Genomic DNA, 17,630 nt, shown 5'->3' with positions numbered 1-17,630 from the left:
TCGACGCAGCGACAACGCATGCGTTGTCGCTACAGACCCGATGGTTTTAATACTAACATGGCCCTTATCGCCCGACCGGGACGGTCGGTACTACATATGCTCACAAACTACATCAAAATCGCATTACGCATCTTCAGGAAGGATAGTACGTTCACGCTCATCAACGTGGTGGGACTGGCTACCGGCTTGGCCGTGGCGTTGCTCATTATCCAGTATGTGCGCTTCGAACTGAGTTACGAGCAGTCAAACCCACTGGCTGACCGGATTGTGCGGCTCACCATAGACTACATGAACGGGGGCACGGTGGATGCGCAGGATGCCGAAAATTTTCCCCCGATTGGTGCCAAAGCCAAACGGGAAATGAATGAAGTCGTCAACCATACCCGCGCCTATGCTATTCTCAAACCTAATGTGACAGTTCAGATTGGCACTAATTATTTTATATTGAATAACGCCTATGCCGTCGATTCTTCTTTTTTCTCCATGTTCAACTACCCGCTTTTGCGTGGTAACCGGAAAGACCTCTTTACGCGTCCCCGGCAGGTTGTTCTAACAGAAACGATGGCGTTGACTCACTTCAAAACGCTCGACGTGCTGGGCAAAACCCTGAAAATCCCAAAGTCAAACGGTAACGTTCTGGCAGAGATCGTGGGCGTAGTGCCGGACAGTCCGGTCAACACGCACCTGAAATTTGATATGCTTCTCTCATACCCGACTATGCTGTCGGATTTTGGCGAATGGGAAGACAACTGGAACAACAACAATACGTATACCTATGTGCAATTAGCTGAAAAAGCCACGTATGAAGGATTTACCAAATCGCTGGCGGCTTTCAGCGACCGATTGGTTAAAGACAAAAAGATAATAAACTCGAAAGTGATCGGCCAGAAGATCGGCGACATTCACCTGTATTCGCATAAAACATTTGAAGTAGAACCGAATGGCGAAGCGCGGTCGGTCTACTTTCTGCTGGGCGTGGCGTTTCTGGTGCTCTTGAGCGCCTTTGTCAACTATGTGAATCTGACCACGGCCAAAGCCCTCGATCGGGCGCGGGAAATTGGCATGAGAAAGGTCGTTGGCTCCACCCAGAACCAGATCAGAACCCAGATTTTCATAGAAACGGTGCTGGTCAATGTCGTTGCCGGAGCCCTGGCGGTGGGGTTAGTCGCAGCTCTTCGTCCGGTGTTTGTCGAGGTGGCGGGTCTGCCCGAAGGTTTTACGGTGTTCCGGGATGTGTTTTTCTGGGAAAGCACAGGAGCATTTCTGTTGCTGAGTATACTGCTATCGGGGTTTTACCCGGCCTTCGTGCTGTCGTCGTTCGATCCGATTACCGTTCTGAAAGGCAGTTTCTCGCATTCCACCAAAGGTATTTTGCTGCGTAAGTCGCTGGTGGTTTTTCAATTTGCCATCACCCTGATTCTGCTCGTGCAAACATTCGTCGTTTACCGGCAGGTCAATTTCCTTCGGGAGCAGAACCTGGGGCTAAACTTGGATCATACCCTTGTAGTGAAAGCGCCGGTCGGAAATGATGCCCGGCAGGATTACGGTGCGTTTCGGCAAATGCTGCTCGATCAGGCGCAGGTAAAAGCGGTGTCTCTTTCCGGAACGGTGCCGGGTCTGGGATCAACCCAAATGGGGTCGACAACGGGCATTAACCTATCTGATGCCGTTAAGAAAACCTCGTATAATTATCATCTGACCCGAATAGACACGTCGTTTATCGGGTTAATGGGACTAAAGTTGCTGGCAGGCAAAAATTTCGATGCCACAACCCGGACGGGTTTTTCGGATACAACAGTCCGGCAACTCATTGTCAACGAGGAAACCCTCCGGCTCTGGGAAATTCCTACCCCCGCCGAAGCTATCGGCAAGCGGGTTGACCTCTGGGGACACAAGGCGACGATTCGGGGCGTTATCAAAAACTACCATTACGAATCGCCCAAGGCGGCTTTCATCCCGATCATCCACTTGTACTCGCCCAACTTCGATTCGTTTGCCAGTGTGAAGTTTGCCGGGGGCAATGCCAACGAGCAACTCGCCACGCTGAAGAAGATTTACGAGGCTAATTTCCCCTATTCGCCGTTCAGCTATTTCTTTCTGGACAGTGAATATGACAAGCAATACAAAGCCGACGAGCGGTTTCAGCAGGTATTTGGCGCCTTAACGGGCTTCGCCATCCTGATCTCCTGCCTAGGCTTGTTCGGTCTGGCTACGTTCACTGTTTCCAAACGAACGAAGGAAATTGGTATTCGCAAAGTGATAGGTGCCAGCACGACAAACCTGATGCTTTTACTCTCGAAAGACTTCATACGAACCGCCCTGCTGTCCATCCTGATCGGTCTGCCCATCACCTATTTTTTAGTCAAAAACTGGCTCGCCAATTACGCGGCTCGCATAGACCTTAGCTGGTGGCTTTTCGCGGCACCCGCCCTGTTTATCCTGTTGCTGGTACTCGTATCCATTGGCAGTAAAACAATTGCAACGGCCCTGATGAATCCGGTCAAATCATTACGATCTGAATAAAATTAACCCATTATGCTCACGAACTACATCAAAATTGCCTGGCGGAACCTGCTCCGGAATAAGGTTTTTTCAATTATCAATTTATTGGGCTTGTCTACGGGTATTACGGTATGCCTGATGATTTTTCTGTTCATCATGAACGAGTTCAGCGTAGACAATTTCCATAAAAATGGAAAGAGTATATACCGCGTCATGCGTGGGATAGACCATGAGGGTAAAGAAGTCGCGGTCTCCTATTTATCGGGGCCTTATGCTCCTGCCCTATTGACCGATTTTAAGGGGCAAATAGCCCAGGCTGTACGGGTAAACTCAACCGATGCTTTAGTAACGGCTCAGGATAAATCATTTCATGAACGGAAGATTATTGATGCTGACGCCAACTTTTTCACGCTCTTCTCCTTCCCGTTACTCAAAGGCAATCCGGCCACGGTACTGCTCGAACCGGCGAGTGTGGTGCTCACCGAATCGACGGCTAAAAAGTACTTTGGCAGCATTGACGATGCGATGGGAAAAATCGTTAAAGTCGACAAAAACCTGGCCCTGAAAGTCACCGGTATTGCGCAGGATGTTCCCACTAATTCACACCTGGATTTTGACGTGGTCATACCGCTGGCGAATTACAAAGACCGGGCATGGATGACCGGCTGGATCAATAACGGCCTTTACACCTACGTACAACTGGCTCCAATGGTCAGCGAAGTGCAGGTTGAGCGGAATTTCCCCCGTTTCATGGACAAGCACATGGGGCTGATTATGAAGCAGGCGGGCTATCATTTTACTCTGTCGCTTACGCCATTGCAGGATATCTACTTCGAGCAGTCAGTCTTCGACGGTGCCCGGCATGGCGATAAACGCGTAGTCTATATTTTTCTGTCGATTGCGATCCTCATTCTGCTGGTGGCCTGTATCAATTTCATGAACCTGTCGACGGTGCGGGCGGTGGAGCGTTCGAAAGAAATTGGCGTCCGCAAAGTGCTGGGGGCTATAAAAAGTCACCTGGTTTGGCAGTTCATTGGCGAGTCGCTCCTGCTTTCCGCTTTCTCCTGCGTATTGTCACTAGGCTTACTGGCGGTGTTTTTGCCGGCTTACAGCCAATTACTGGGCTATCCGTTGAACCTCTTTGCGTATGCGCTGCCGATAGGGCTATTCCTCATCGGGATCATTGTCGTAGCAGGTTTCCTGTCGGGCAGCTATCCGGCGTTTATACTGGCGGCTTTTTCGCCCATTCAAGCCCTGAAAGGCAAATTACGGCTGGGTAAAGGAAGCGTTTCCCTACGACAGGTGCTGGTGGTAGTGCAGTTCAGCATTTCGCTCGTCCTGATACTCGGAACAGCCATCGGTACCCAGCAAATGAGCTACCTCAAAAACAAAAAGCTAGGCTATACAAAAGAGCAAGCATTAGTTGTCCCTATCGAGAGTGACGACATCTATAATTTCTTCCTGAACCATAAGCCGGAACTGCTTGCCCAGAGCCGGGTGGAGGCTGTTTCGATGATGTCGGGAGAGCCGGGTGGTTTTTTCGACGGGCATATGTTTGATGTCGAAGCACAACCCAACCGATGGAAATTCCGGACGGAGTTTGCTGATTTCGATTTTGTAAAAACCCTGGGGTTGACAATCATTGCTGGCCGGGATTTTTCGTCCCAATACCCCTCCGACACGACTCAGGCAGCCCTGATCAATCGGACGACGGCCGCCAGACTAGGCTGGACGCCGAAAGAAGCTATCGGCAAGTGGCTGAAAAATACGTTGCGGGACAGCACGAACCGGACCATCATTGGCGTCGTCGAGGATTTCAATTTCCTCTCCCTGAAAGAAGCCATCGAACCATTGGTGATTAGCCCCAGCAACGACCGACGGGCGGCTTTGATTAAGCTGGTACCCGGCAATCTGGCCGCTTCGGTCGAAACCATTCAGCAGTTGTATGCCAAAACCCGACCGGCCTATCCGTTCGAGTACCACTTTCTGGATCAGCAGTTCGACCAGATGTACCAGGCGGATCTGCGTCAGCAAACGATTCTGGGGATTTTTGCTGGCCTGGCCATTTTCATCGCCTGTCTGGGGCTGTTTGGGTTAGCCTCTTTTTCGGCCCAACAGCGCACCAAAGAAATCGGGGTACGCAAAGTACTGGGCGCTTCGGTGGGCAGTATTGTGGGCCTGCTCTCCGGCGATTTCCTGAAGCCGGTCGGTATTGCCATTCTGATCGCCAGCCCGATTGCGTGGTACGTTATGGATCAGTGGCTGCAAAATTTTGCGTACCAGGTCGATATCTCGTGGTGGGTCTTTGCCGGGGCGGGACTGCTGGCTATTGGCATTGCATTACTCACGGTGAGTTACCAAAGCATCAAAGCGGCTCTGATGAATCCAATCAAATCGTTACGAAGTGAATGATGACCTGTAGTACCGACCGGGACGGTCGGGTGAGTTGCTAATCGAATTCATAGGCAAACAGACTAACGAATGTAACCAATACAGCCCTTAACACCCGACCGGGACGGTCGGCACTACAATGCTCAAAAGCTATTTCACTACCGCCCTCCGCGCCCTGAAGCGCAACTGGAGTTACTCCACCATCAATGTGCTGGGCCTGACGCTGGGCCTTGCCTGCTGTTTGCTGCTGTTCGTGGCCGTTCGCTATGAACTGAGTTTCGACAAACACAACGCCAACGCCGACCGTATTTACCGGATGCTCGGAGCAGATAAAACCGACCCAAACGGCAAGCCGAATACGGGTATCACGTTTCCGGCGCTGGCAGCCCTCCGCAATGATTTCCCAGAGTTGAAACACCAGCTTACCCTGGTTAGCCGGGTCAAATCGGCGCTGGTCGCCGTGCCGGGCAAAGCGAGTGCCGAGACCAAACGTTTTCAGGAAACAGATGGCGTGATAGCCTTTGCAGAACCGGAATATTTTAACCTCTTCGATTATACCTGGGAAAAAGGCAGTCCGCAAACGGCGCTGACCAACCCGAATACGGTGGTGCTTTCGGATCGAATCGCCCATAAGTACTTCGGGGACACAAACCCGATGGGCAAAACTATCCGGATGGAGAACCGGATGGACTTTGTCGTGACGGGCATCATTCAGGACCCACTCCCTACGAGCAGTATGCCGTTCGATGTGTTTCTGTCGCACGCGTCGGTGCTGGCGTATGGCCTTACCTCGCCCCCCGACGACTGGAAATCGTCCTACGGCGGAGCTCAGATCTATATGATGCTCCCCCCTGCTTCGGCCGGGGCCGAAACGCCAGCGGCCCGGATGGAACGTCAGTTGGTGGGCTTTGTCAACAAATACCACGCTCCCGAGGATGCTAAAACACTGGCGTATGTGCTACAACCCCTAACTGAAATTCACTTCGCGACCAACATTACGAATTACGCGCAACGCAGCATCAGCATCGAGATGATCTGGGCGATGGTGCTGATTGGCCTCTTCATTCTGGGAACGGCCTGCATTAACTTCATCAATCTGGCCACGGCACAGGCCATCCGACGGTCGAGGGAAGTGGGCGTTCGGAAAGTATTGGGGAGCACGCGTGGTCAACTGGTTCGTCAGTTTCTGGGCGAAACCAGTGTACTAACCGGAATGGCGGTTGTCCTTGCGCTGTTTGTTGCTGAACTCTCCTTACCCTACGTTGGCGAACTGCTCAATATCAAGCCGGGAGCCGTAACCTTATTCAGCCCCATTGTGCTTGGCTTTTTACTGGCGCTGGGCGTACTGACCACCGTACTGGCGGGCTTTTATCCGGCGCTGGTGCTGTCGGGTTATCAACCCATTCTGGCGCTCAAAGGAAAAATCCAGGCAACAGGAACGGGCCGGTATCTGACGCTCCGCCGGGGGCTTATCGTGGGCCAGTTTGCCATTTCTCAGTTGCTGATTATTGGCACAATCATCGCCTACAATCAGATGAGTTTTTTCCGTTCGGCCGATCTGGGCTACGATAAGGAGGCTGTCCTAACGATGCCGCTACCCGACAACGACCCGGGAAAGATTGCCAATTTACGCGCCAAACTTACCGGCCTGCCGGGCATACAGTCAATCAGCTTCGGCATGACAAGCCCCTCGTCGACCAGCAACTGGACAACGGGTTTCCGGTTTGGAAATGACGACAAAGACCCCGGCTACGGCGTTCTGATGCGCCCCGCCGACACCGCCTATGTGCGTACCTATGGCCTGAAATTACTGGCCGGACGCCTGTACCAACCCGCCGACTCCATCCGTGAGTTGGTTATCAACGAGACGTTTATGAAACGGCTGGGCTTTCAGAAACCCGAACAGGTACTTGGCAAGCTGATGACGGTGGCGGGCGAGTCTGTAAAAAAACCAATTGTGGGGGTGGTTAAAGATTTCAACATGTTTTCGCTGCGGGAACAGGTCGAGCCGAGCGTTCTGACCACCCAGCGGGGCAACTACCGAACCATCGCGATCAAACTATCGACCCGGCAGGGCGGCACCGAAGGCATCAGCCAACTCCTGAAACAGGTTGAAACCGCCTGGACAGCGACTTTCCCCGAATTCGTTTTCAGCTATGAATTTCTGGATGAGACACTGGCAAATTTTTACAAAAGTGAACAGCAGGTATATTCGCTGTTTCAGTTGCTGGCGGGTATTGCGCTGTTCATTGGTTGCCTGGGTCTCTACGGCGTCGTGGCGTTCATGGCCGAAACCAGAACCAAAGAAGTGGGTGTACGAAAGGTGCTTGGCGCATCGGTGGCCCACATATTCGGCTTGTTCTCCCTTGATTTCATCCGGCTCGTGTTGATTGCCCTTGTGATCAGTTCGCCGGTGGCGTGGTACGTGATGGATAAATGGCTGCAAAAATTCGTCTACAAGATCGATATCGAATGGTGGATGTTCGCGCTGGCGGGCTTGCTGGCTGTGGGCATCGCCCTGCTGACGGTAAGTTTCCAGAGTATCAAAGCCGCCCTGATGAACCCAGTCAAATCGTTGAAATCGGAATAACCCAACACGATCATGCTAACCAACTATCTGAAAATCGCCTGGCGGAATCTGCGCAAAAACAGCACGTACGCCTTTATCAACGTCGTTGGATTGGGGCTGGGTATTGGCTGTGCGCTGCTGATTTTTGCGCTCGTGCGCTACCACTACCAGATCGACCGGCACCACCACAACTACGACCGCATTTATCAGTTCACATCCAAATTCATATCGCCGGAGGGTGATTTTAATACCAATGGTATACCCTATCCATTCGGAAAAGCACTCCGTACCGATCACCCGGAGATTGAACACGTGGCGATGCTGGAGGAGTGGTATGAGCCGATGGTGCTGGTGCCCACAGTCACTGGTCCGGGGAAAAAAATAAAAGATACGGACCATGCCGGGGCGTTTGCAGAACCGGCCTTCTTCCAGATTTTCGATTATACCTGGCTGGCCGGTGGTCCCGACGATCTAACGCAACCCGGCACGGTCGTTATCAGCGCAGATAGAGCCCGTACCTACTTCGGTACGATCAACAATGTGCTGGGCCTTACCATTCGGCTCGACGCCCGCACCCCGGCGCGGGTGGTAGGCGTTTTTGCTGATTACAAAGACAATACCGATCTGGCGTACTCGATTATAGCCTCGTGGTCGACCTTGAAAGAACAGCGTGGCAGTAGTCCGGAAGCGGAGCCGTTCGATAACACGAATGGAAGTACGCACTGTTTCGCTATATTCAACAGTCACTACACAGCCGCCAACTGGAATCGGCAGATGCTGGCATTTGTGAAAAAGAACAACCCGAAAAATGCCAGAAAAACCGATTACCCCGCCCAGCCGTTTAGCGCCATGCACCTCTCGGCCGACTTTGGTGGGGTGAGCCGGGGTCTGTTGCTGTCCCTGTTTGCCATTGGTCTTCTGTTAATTGGAACGGCTAGTATCAACTTCGTCAATCTGGCCACGGCGCAGGCACTCAGCCGGGCGCGGGAAGTAGGGGTGCGGAAGGTGTTAGGCAGCACCCAATCGCAACTCTTCTGGCAGTTTATGGGCGAAACGGCACTGATTGTGCTGGCGGCTACGGCACTGGCGATTGGCTTGTTTCAATATGGGCAGACGCTGGCGCAAACGTATCTGCACGGGGTGTTCCGGTTCACATTCTATTTCTCCCCCTCAATTATCGGGTGGTTGCTGGTGCTGATCGTTGGCGTTACCCTCTTGGCGGGTCTGTACCCGGCGTTGGTATTGGCAGGTTTCCGGCCCGTAGTAGCCCTAGCGGGGCGGCTAACGACGCGGCAGGCGGGCGGCATCTCGATCCGGCGGGGGCTGGTGGTGACACAGTTTGCCATTTCGCAGGTGCTCATCATCGGGCTGGTCGTGGTAGCCAGCCAACTGCGTTATGTTCGGGAAAAGGATTTGGGGTTCCGCAAAGACGCCATCCTGACGATATCGCTGCCGGATTTACCGAGTCAGGACGTAACAAAGCTGAACACCTTCCGTAATCTGGCTACCGCCCTGCCCGACGTCGATCAGATCAGCTACTCCATGGGCGGTCCACCGCAGTCGACCTCGACAAGTCATACGACCATCCGCTTTGACACCCATACCGAAGACGAAAAATTTGGCCCGCAACAGGCGTTTATCGATGCCGATTACGTAGGGCTGTATGGTCTGAAACTCGTGGCCGGGCGCAATCTGCAACGGTCCGACACCGCCCGCGAGGCCCTGGTAAACGAAACGTTCGTCCGAAGACTGGGACTAAAACCAACGGACGTACTTGGTAAGCATCTGCACCGGGGAGGCTTCGTACCGCTGGGACTGGAAGTGGTCGGCGTTTTGAAGGACTATAACCAGTCAGACCTTAAATCGAGTATCGATCCAATGTTTCTGACGACGCTGGCCAGCGGGTACTACTCGGCCAGCGTGCAGCTACGATCCACCAATTATCAGCGGGCTATCAAGCAGTTAGAAACCGCCTACAGCCGGGTGTACCCCGACAATTTCTTTGCTACCCAGTTTGTCGACGATCGGATCGAGCGCAGCTACCAGCAGGAGCAAACAATGGGAAATCTCATCAACTTCTTTGCCGGGGTAGCCCTGCTGATTGGTTGCATGGGTCTATACGGTCTGGTGTTGTTTATGGTGGCGCAAAAAACCAAAGAAATTGGCGTTCGCAAGGTATTGGGGGCCAGTGTGAGTAACATTCTGTGGTTGCTGAGCCGGGAGTTCGTGCGATTGATCTTAATCGCCTTCACACTGGCAGTGCCGCTGGCCTGGTGGGTGATGAGCCGTTGGCTAAACAATTTTAAGTACAAGATCTCACTTGCACCCGGCATCTTTCTTATTGCCCTTCTGGCAACGATAGCAGTGGCTGCGTTGACAGTGAGTTTCCAGAGTATCAAAGCGGCCTTGATGAATCCGGTCAAATCACTTAAAACGGAATAAAAAGAGGAAAGGGAAGAAGGACAAAAGGAATTGCTGACGCTCCCCCCTCCTCCCTTTCTTCCCCCTCCTCCATCCTCCCTTTTCTCATGCTAACCAACTATCTCAAAATCGCCTTCCGCAATCTCTGGAGAAACCGGGGGTATGCCGCTATCAATGTCGTTGGGCTGGGTGTAGCTTTCTGCATCGGCGTCTTCCTGCTGTTGACGGCTTATATGCACCTGACATTTGACTCGTTCCATACGGATGGCGACCGGATTTTTCAGACGTATCTATTCAGTAACGATCCCGAGAATCCGACGAAAAGTGGCAACTTGCCCTTACCCTTTGCCCCCGCCCTCAGCGCCGACTTCCCCGAGCTCGAAGCCACGCGCGTCATGACCGGTCGAAAAAGTCTGGTCGAAGCCAACGGCAAGTATTTCGACAAGCTGATCAACTTCACGGACCCCGACTTCCTGACCATCTTTTCGTTTCCGCTCCTGGCCGGAAACCGGGAAACAGTTCTGCGCGAGTTGAGTAATATTGTGATTAGCGAGAACATGGCGAAAGACCTGTTTGGCACGGCAAATCCAGTAGGAAAACGGCTGCGAATGGGTAACGATGGCCGTCAGAAAGATTATGTCGTGACGGGCGTTGCGGCCGATGTCCCCGATAATTCATCGGTTCGATTCGATGCGCTGGTTCGCATTGAGAATGTCCCTAATTATCAGGACGGCAAAGACAAATGGGATAATAATTCACATACCGTTTTCGTAAAACTACCGGCTCAGGTCGATCAGGCCGCCTTTGAGAATCGCTTAAAACCCTTTGCACAGAAGTATTACCAAGGCGCTATCGAAGAACTCAGGAAGAAAAAGGCCCAGCCCGATGCACGCGGTGATCTGTTTGCTGTGCGTTTACAGAAACTCGCCAATGTTCACTTCAACCGGGATCTGAGCGATAGCAAAGGCACGCCCATTGCGGTGATCTACGTCCTGATGGGCATGGCCTTTTTTATTCTGGCCATTGCCTGCATCAATTTCATCAACCTGAGTATTGCCCGGTCATTTACCCGGGGGCGGGAGATTGGCGTTCGCAAATCGCTGGGTGCGCTCAAAAGCAGTCTGTTCGTCCAGATCTGGAGCGAGTCAGGCTTGATCTGCGTCGTGGGTTTTCTGGCCGGAGCGGTGCTGGCTTACCTGCTCATGCCTGCCTTCAACGCTCAGTTTGGGGCCAAACTCCAACTGGCCTATGCACTCCAGCCTGGGTTTATAGCCCTTTGCGGATTCGTTATTGCGCTGGTTACGCTGGTAGCGGGTGGATATCCGGCCTGGCAGATGGCGAAGTTCAATACGGTTGAGGTACTTAAAGGTAAAGTGACAACCAAGCGGCCGGGAGTGCTGCGCAATGCACTCATCGTCACGCAGTTTACGCTCTCCTGCCTGCTGGTTTGCTGCACCGTCATTGCGTTTCAGCAGGTAGGTCATTTGCGCCAGAGTCCGCTCGGTTTCGACAAGGAGCAGGTGATTAGTATTCCGGTGGGCACGCAGGTAGACGGTCGGCAGGTGTTGCAGCGACTACGGAATAAACTGGCTAACGACCCAACGGTGCTGGCCCTGACAGGAACCAGTGTTAACCTGGGAAAAGGCAAAGATCGCGTGAGTTCAAGATCGACCGTCGGGTACACCAACAAAGGCAAGAAAATCTCAACCGATGTCTTACTGGTCGATTTCGATTACCTCAAAACGCTTAAAATAAAGCCGCTGGCCGGGCGCGATTTTAACCGGGCCTATGCCAGTGATTCGGTCAATCGGGTCATCGTTACGCAGAGTATGGCCAAAATGATGGGGGTGACCAATCCGGTCGGTATGTTGCTCGGCGATGATGACGACACAACCGGCACTAAATCGCAGATCATCGGCGTCGTGCCCGACTTCCGCCTGTATTCCGTCGCCGATAACGCCAACCCGATAACCATGTACCTATCGGGCTCTGAACCCATTCATTACGTCTTTGTCCGGGTGTCGCCACAAAATCTATCCGGCTCGATGGAGAAGCTTCAGAAGGTGTGGGCCGAAGTAGCGCCCCAGTCGGAGTTTATGGGTACGTTTCTGGACGAAAACGTCGACGCGTGGTATCAAAACGAAGAGCAGCTTTCGCAGATATTGAGTCTGGCATCGGGCGTGGCTATTTTGCTGTCGTGTATCGGTTTGTTTGCCATTGCCCTGCTCATGGTCGAACAGCGAACCAAGGAAATCGGTATCCGCAAAGTGATGGGCGCCAGCATTCCCGGCATCGTCCTGATGCTTTCCCGTGGCTTTATCAAACTGGTGCTGATTGCGTTGTGTATTGCGGTGCCGCTGGCGTGGTTTGGCATGCAAACGTGGCTGAATAACTATTCGTACCGCATCGACATAAGCCCCTGGGTGTTCATCGGCGTTGGTCTGTCGGCCATCTTTATTGCCCTGGCAACGGTGAGCTTCCAGAGTATCAAAGCGGCCTTGATGAACCCGGTAAAAAGCCTTAGATCGGAGTAAATTGTCAACTGGCGGGTGTCCGCAATTGTACGAAAACCGTCCATTTGCGGACATTAACTATTCGTCCAAAAAGACTATCTTATTAAAAATGAGGTACTTGAAATTATGGTACGCCATTTGGGTATATACAAGCAATATTTAGTCTGCACAAACGTCGAGTACCCATGTTACAAAACTATATCAAAATCGCCTGGCGGAATCTGGTTCGCAACCGGGCGTTCTCGGCTATCAACATCGTCGGGTTAGCGCTGGGGCTGGCGACTTGTCTGCTTATTATGCTGTTCGTGCTCGACGAATTGAGCTACGACCGCTTCAACGAAAAGGCCGACCGCATCGTCCGCGTTATTTTCCGGGGAACATCGGCAGGAGGCAAAATGAACGAGGCCCACGTGATGCCGCCAACTGCGCAAACCCTAAAGGCCGACTACCCGGAAGTAGAGGAAGCGACCCGAATTCGTCAGGGGGGCGTTCCGGTCGTTACGGTCGACAACAAGACATTCAGAGATGCCTCCGTCGCCTTTGTCGATTCTAACTTTTTTCAAGTATTCACACTGCCGCTTCTGGAAGGCCGGGACGCCGGACCGAATGCAAAAACGGCCCTGAACCGACCCAACACCGCCGTCATTACGAAGGCAATGGCCAGCAAATACTTTGGCAATCAGAACCCGATAGGGAAAATGATCGCGATGAAAAGCTGGAACGCCACCTATCAGGTTACGGGCGTTATCGATCAGGTTCCCGTCAACTCTCACTTTCATTTTGACCTGTTCCTGTCGATGTCCAGCATCCCGGAGGCTAAGGCGTCATCCTGGATGACCTCTGAATTCTTTACGTATCTGGTGCTTCCCAAAGGTTACGATTATACCCAATTGGAGGCCAAACTGCCGCAGGTCGTTGAAAAATACATGGGGCCTCAATTGCAGCAATCTATGGGCATGAGTCTGGCTCAATTCCGCAAAAAAGGCAATGATATAGGTTTGTATCTGCAACCACTCACAGACATTCACTTGCATTCGGATTTCGCTTATGATCTGGGTACAAACGGCAACATTCAGTACGTCTATATTTTTGGGTCAATCGCGCTGTTCATGCTCATCATTGCCTGCATCAACTTTATGAACCTGTCTACAGCCGGAGCGGCAAAACGCGCCAAAGAAGTCGGTATTCGGAAAGTAATGGGCTCGGTGCGAAGCAGCCTGACCAGTCAATTTTTAGTCGAATCACTCCTGCTGACAGCCCTGGCACTGGCACTCGCCGTCGGGCTGGTGTACCTGGCACTACCGGCCTTTAACGAATTGGCGGACAAGGCATTGACCTTAAATTTCTTCACTACGTTCTGGCTCTTGCCCGGCCTGTTGCTTCTGGGTGTACTGGTTGGCATACTGGCGGGTAGCTACCCCGCCTTTTTCCTGTCGTCGTTCAAGCCGATCGTTGTGCTGAAAAGTGCCAAATTTACGGGTAGCCGCCAGAGTATTGGCTTGCGGAGCGGGCTGGTTGTTGTCCAGTTCTCCATTTCAATTATTCTGACCGTTGGCACAACCGTTGTTTATCAACAGCTTAACTACATCAGGAACAAAAAATTAGGGTATGATAAAGAGCAGGTGCTGGTATTGCCCGAAACCTGGCTGTTAGGTAAAAACGAGACCGTATTCCGGGAGCAGGTCATGCAGGACTCCCGCGTTGTAAACGTAAGTACATCCACCTATTTACCGGCGGGGCCCAGCAACAACAACAACTTTTTCGTGTACCCGGAAACGAACACCACCCAACTCGTAAAAACGCTTCGCTATTATGTCGATTATGCATATATGCCAACCCTGGGTATGCAACTGGCGGCTGGCCGAAATTTCTCCAAAACGTATGGCACCGATTCATTGGGCGTTATTCTGAACGAAACAGCCGCCAAAACATTGGGCTGGTCAAATGCGGTGGGCCATACCATCAGTCACTCCGATAACCAGGGCCATACGTCAACCTTCCGGGTCATCGGCGTCGTGAAAGATTTCCATTTCAAGTCCCTGCACGAGCCCATCTCACCATTGGTCATGACATTAGGGCAAACGGGAGGCACCGTGATTGTGAAAGTGAAAACCAAAGACCTCACCGGCTTGCTGGCCAACCTGAAAAAACAATGGGATCAACTCGCTCCCGAAGCGCCGTTTACCTATTCGTTTCTCGATGATCGCTTCAACAACGTCTATAAATCGGAGCAGAAAATCGGTCAGATTCTCGGTCTATTTGCAGGCCTCACCATTTTCGTTGCCTGTCTTGGTTTGTTCGGGCTGGCTATGTTCACCGCCGAGCAGCGCACCAAAGAGATTGGCGTTCGCAAAGTACTTGGCGCATCGGTCGCGAGTATTGTTGGCTTGCTTTCCAAAGACTTTTTAAAGCTGGTTTTGATCGCTATTCTCCTTGCCGTTCCCGTAGCCTGGTATGTGATGGATAAATGGTTGCAGGACTTCGCCTATAAGATCGACCTGTCGTGGTGGGTCTTCGCGATGGCGGGTGTGCTGGCGATAAGCATCGCCCTGCTAACCGTGAGTTTCCAAAGTGTGAAAGCAGCCCTGATGAATCCGGTGAAAAGTTTACGGTCGGAATAATGTAGAGACGCGACCCTTCGCGTCTCTACTCTACAAAAAAATATGCTAACCAACTACCTCAAAATCGCCTGGCGGAATCTGATCCGCAACTGGTCGCTCAGCACGATCAATATCGTTGGCCTGAGTGCGGGGCTGGCCGCCGTTATGTTCATCATGCTGTTTGTGCAGGACGAAGTTTCGTTCGACCGCTTTCATAAACAGGGCGATCAGCTTTACCGGGTGGTGCTGGACACGAAAACCGCTACCGGTAACGAAGTCGTAACGGGCGCTACGGGTTTACCGCAGGGACCAGCGTTTAAGGCTGACCTGCCCGAAGTAGCCGACTTTTGCCGGGTGAAGGGTTATGAGATGCTGTTTCGGCACAAAAACGAAGGCATCTATCAGCAGGTCATGTACGTCGACACGTCATTTTTTCGGCTGTTCAGTTTTGAGTTATTGGCGGGATCGGATGCCCGCACGTTGCTGAATGACCCCGGCAATGTGGTGGTTACTGATGAAATTGCCCTCAAGTATTTCGGCACGACCAATGTTCTGAACCGGTTCATGACCATCGACGCGGGTGGGAGTTTCGAGAACTACCGCATCACGGGCGTTGTGAAAGCACCCCCTATGAATTCGAGTATTCGCTTCGATGTGCTGCGCCCGTTTGTGGCGTCGCTGCCGCCAGACCGCAAAGACTGGAACGAGAACGACTGGTCGGATGGCTTCCTGAATACTTTCATACTGTTGCGCGCCGACCGGAACGGCGTTTCGGCCAACCCGGCTATTGTTGAAGGCAAAATAGCCGATGTGTTTAACAGTCGCGCCAGTGAGCAACTGGCCAAACTCAAAAGCGAATACGGCCCCTTTAGCTCGACCTATCACCTGCAACCGTTCACCAACATGCACCTCAACGAACGCTACGAGTTAAGTAACGGGCTGATGCGGGGTTCCTCGTCGGTATATTCCTACGTGCTGAGTGGCATTGCCGGACTCATTCTGTTGCTGGCCTGTATCAACTTCATTAACCTGACGCTGGCCCGGTCGTTACGCCGAACCAAAGAGATTGGCATCAGGAAGGCAACGGGCAGCACCCGCGCCCAGCTCATCGGGCAGTTCGTCGGCGAAACCTTCCTGCTGACGTTGCTGGCTTTCGTACCCGCCATATTCCTTGTTTATAGTCTGTTGCCCCAGTTTTCAACCCTCGCCAACAAGGCTTTACAGATTAGTTTTCTGCTTAATCCGCAAACGCTCGGCCTGTTTGGCGGCCTCATCATTCTCGTTACGCTGCTGGCGGGTTTTTATCCGGCGCTAGTCCTGTCGGGGGTCAATCCAACGAATGTGTTATATGGCCGGGTAAGGCTGGCGAGCCGGAACACATTGAGCAAATCACTCCTGATTCTACAGTTCGTGATTGCTATTGTGTTGCTGATCGGAACGGCGGTGTTGCATGGTCAATTCAACTACATTCAAACGGCCAATGTGGGGTATGAACGGGCCAACCGGGTGCGTATATACGTTCCTTGGGGCCGTGAGAAACAGGGCGAACTGGTGAAACAATCCCTGCGCAGCCGACCCGGCATTGAGTCTGTGGCGCGGAAATCCGGCGGGCATCGCTCCGGCACGTTTTACATCCGAAACAAACCGGTTAAGTCGGCCAGTGAGTACATCGATGATCAATATCTGTCCTTTGTCAATGTACCGGTTCTGGCGGGGCGGGGTTTGAATCACGTCAATCCCGCCGACAGTATTTCCAACATTCTGGTCAACGAAACTTTCGTGAAGCAATTTCTTTCTGCCGACCAACCTGCCATTGGGCAAATCGTGCAACGGGAAGAAAATAGCGTTAAGCACGATCTGACGGTGGTGGGTATTGTGCGTGACTACCAGTACCGGTCCCTCCGCGATAAGCCCGAACCCGTTCTCCTGCAATTGGGGAAGCCGGAACAGATGAATCAGCTATACGTTAAACTTAATCCGAACCAGACAACGGCAGGGCTTCAAACCATCGAGAGCCAGTTCAGGAAACTAATTCCGTACCAGCCATTCGACTACCACTTTATGGAAGACGACCGGCTGGAAAGCTACGCTGACGATGCCCGTTGGAAGGAGCTCGTCACCGATGCCGCCCTACTGGCCGTTCTGATCGCGGGTTTGGGTCTGTTCGGTCTGGTGTCGCTGATGATCGAACAACGGACCAAGGAAATCGGCATCCGGAAAGTACTGGGCGCTACAACGCTGGAAATAACCCGTCTGTTATCCCTCAACTTCCTGAAATTAGTGCTAATAGCGTTTCTGATCGCCACACCCATCGGCTGGTATGCGGCCCGAAACTGGCTCGATACGTTCGTATACCGCATGGACTTAAGCGGCTGGCTTTTTGGCCTCGTTGGCCTATCGGTACTGAGTGTCGCGCTGCTAACAGTGAGTTTTCAGAGTATCAAAGCCGCGCTGATGAATCCGGTCAAATCGTTGCGGTCGGAATAGAAACGAAACGCCGACGCACGTAGAGACAACGCATGCGTTGTCTCTACCACTATCCAAAAATTTCTTTCTTCCCCTTCCCCCTACCGACGCAACATGCTGCGAAAATTGGTGTCTGTTAGGTAGTTATTGTCTCTCCAGAAAACTATC

The 17,630-nt window shown here is 52.4% G+C and carries 7 protein-coding genes; all 7 read left to right on the top strand.

What is annotated here, in order from left to right; all coding sequences use genetic code 11:
* The first annotated feature begins 18 nt into the window (after positions 1-18).
* The 7 genes from CWM47_RS17040 (at position 19) to CWM47_RS17010 (ending at position 17,483) form a co-directional block, all read left to right on the top strand.
* A complete protein-coding gene (locus CWM47_RS17040) occupies positions 19-2,523 on the top strand; it encodes an FtsX-like permease family protein (RefSeq protein WP_240625929.1) in 2,505 nt (834 codons plus the stop codon).
* Positions 2,524-2,535: 12 nt separating this feature from the next.
* A complete protein-coding gene (locus tag CWM47_RS17035; protein WP_100989456.1) occupies positions 2,536-4,914 on the top strand; it encodes an ABC transporter permease in 2,379 nt (792 codons plus the stop codon).
* 118 nt (positions 4,915-5,032) lie between these two features.
* Positions 5,033-7,483: an ABC transporter permease gene (locus tag CWM47_RS17030; RefSeq protein WP_100989455.1), complete on the top strand. Its 2,451-nt coding sequence runs from the start codon at positions 5,033-5,035 to the stop codon at positions 7,481-7,483.
* 12 nt (positions 7,484-7,495) lie between these two features.
* Positions 7,496-9,904 (top strand): FtsX-like permease family protein, encoded by a 2,409-nt coding sequence (locus tag CWM47_RS17025; RefSeq protein ID WP_100989454.1) that lies wholly within the window; start codon positions 7,496-7,498, stop codon positions 9,902-9,904.
* An 86-nt stretch (positions 9,905-9,990) separates the two neighbouring features.
* Positions 9,991-12,417, top strand: coding sequence for an ABC transporter permease (locus tag CWM47_RS17020; RefSeq protein ID WP_100989453.1), 2,427 nt, complete (start codon positions 9,991-9,993; stop codon positions 12,415-12,417).
* Positions 12,418-12,581: 164 nt separating this feature from the next.
* The gene (locus CWM47_RS17015) at positions 12,582-15,017 is read left to right on the top strand and encodes an ABC transporter permease (protein ID WP_100989452.1); all 2,436 of its coding nucleotides are present in this window, start codon (positions 12,582-12,584) and stop codon (positions 15,015-15,017) included.
* A gap of 42 nt (positions 15,018-15,059) precedes the next feature.
* Positions 15,060-17,483, top strand: coding sequence for an ABC transporter permease (locus CWM47_RS17010; RefSeq protein ID WP_100989451.1), 2,424 nt, complete (start codon positions 15,060-15,062; stop codon positions 17,481-17,483).
* Positions 17,484-17,630: the final 147 nt, after the last annotated feature.

This window comes from Spirosoma pollinicola, assembly GCF_002831565.1.
GTDB classification, from domain to species: Bacteria; Bacteroidota; Bacteroidia; order Cytophagales; family Spirosomataceae; genus Spirosoma; species Spirosoma pollinicola.
The sequence above is the reverse complement of the archived record's forward strand: the minus strand, read 5'-3'. Positions and strand labels throughout refer to the sequence as shown.

Bases quoted from the DNA above. Each gene is read 5' to 3' on its own strand.
- CWM47_RS17010 (WP_100989451.1), top strand. From the start codon at position 15,060: ATGCTAACCAACTACCTCAAAATCGCCTGGCGGAATCTGATCCGCAAC.
- CWM47_RS17040 (WP_240625929.1), top strand. From the start codon at position 19: ATGCGTTGTCGCTACAGACCCGATGGTTTTAATACTAACATGGCCCTT.
- CWM47_RS17025 (WP_100989454.1), top strand. From the start codon at position 7,496: ATGCTAACCAACTATCTGAAAATCGCCTGGCGGAATCTGCGCAAAAAC.
- CWM47_RS17020 (WP_100989453.1), top strand. From the start codon at position 9,991: ATGCTAACCAACTATCTCAAAATCGCCTTCCGCAATCTCTGGAGAAAC.
- CWM47_RS17035 (WP_100989456.1), top strand. From the start codon at position 2,536: ATGCTCACGAACTACATCAAAATTGCCTGGCGGAACCTGCTCCGGAAT.
- CWM47_RS17030 (WP_100989455.1), top strand. From the start codon at position 5,033: ATGCTCAAAAGCTATTTCACTACCGCCCTCCGCGCCCTGAAGCGCAAC.
- CWM47_RS17015 (WP_100989452.1), top strand. From the start codon at position 12,582: ATGTTACAAAACTATATCAAAATCGCCTGGCGGAATCTGGTTCGCAAC.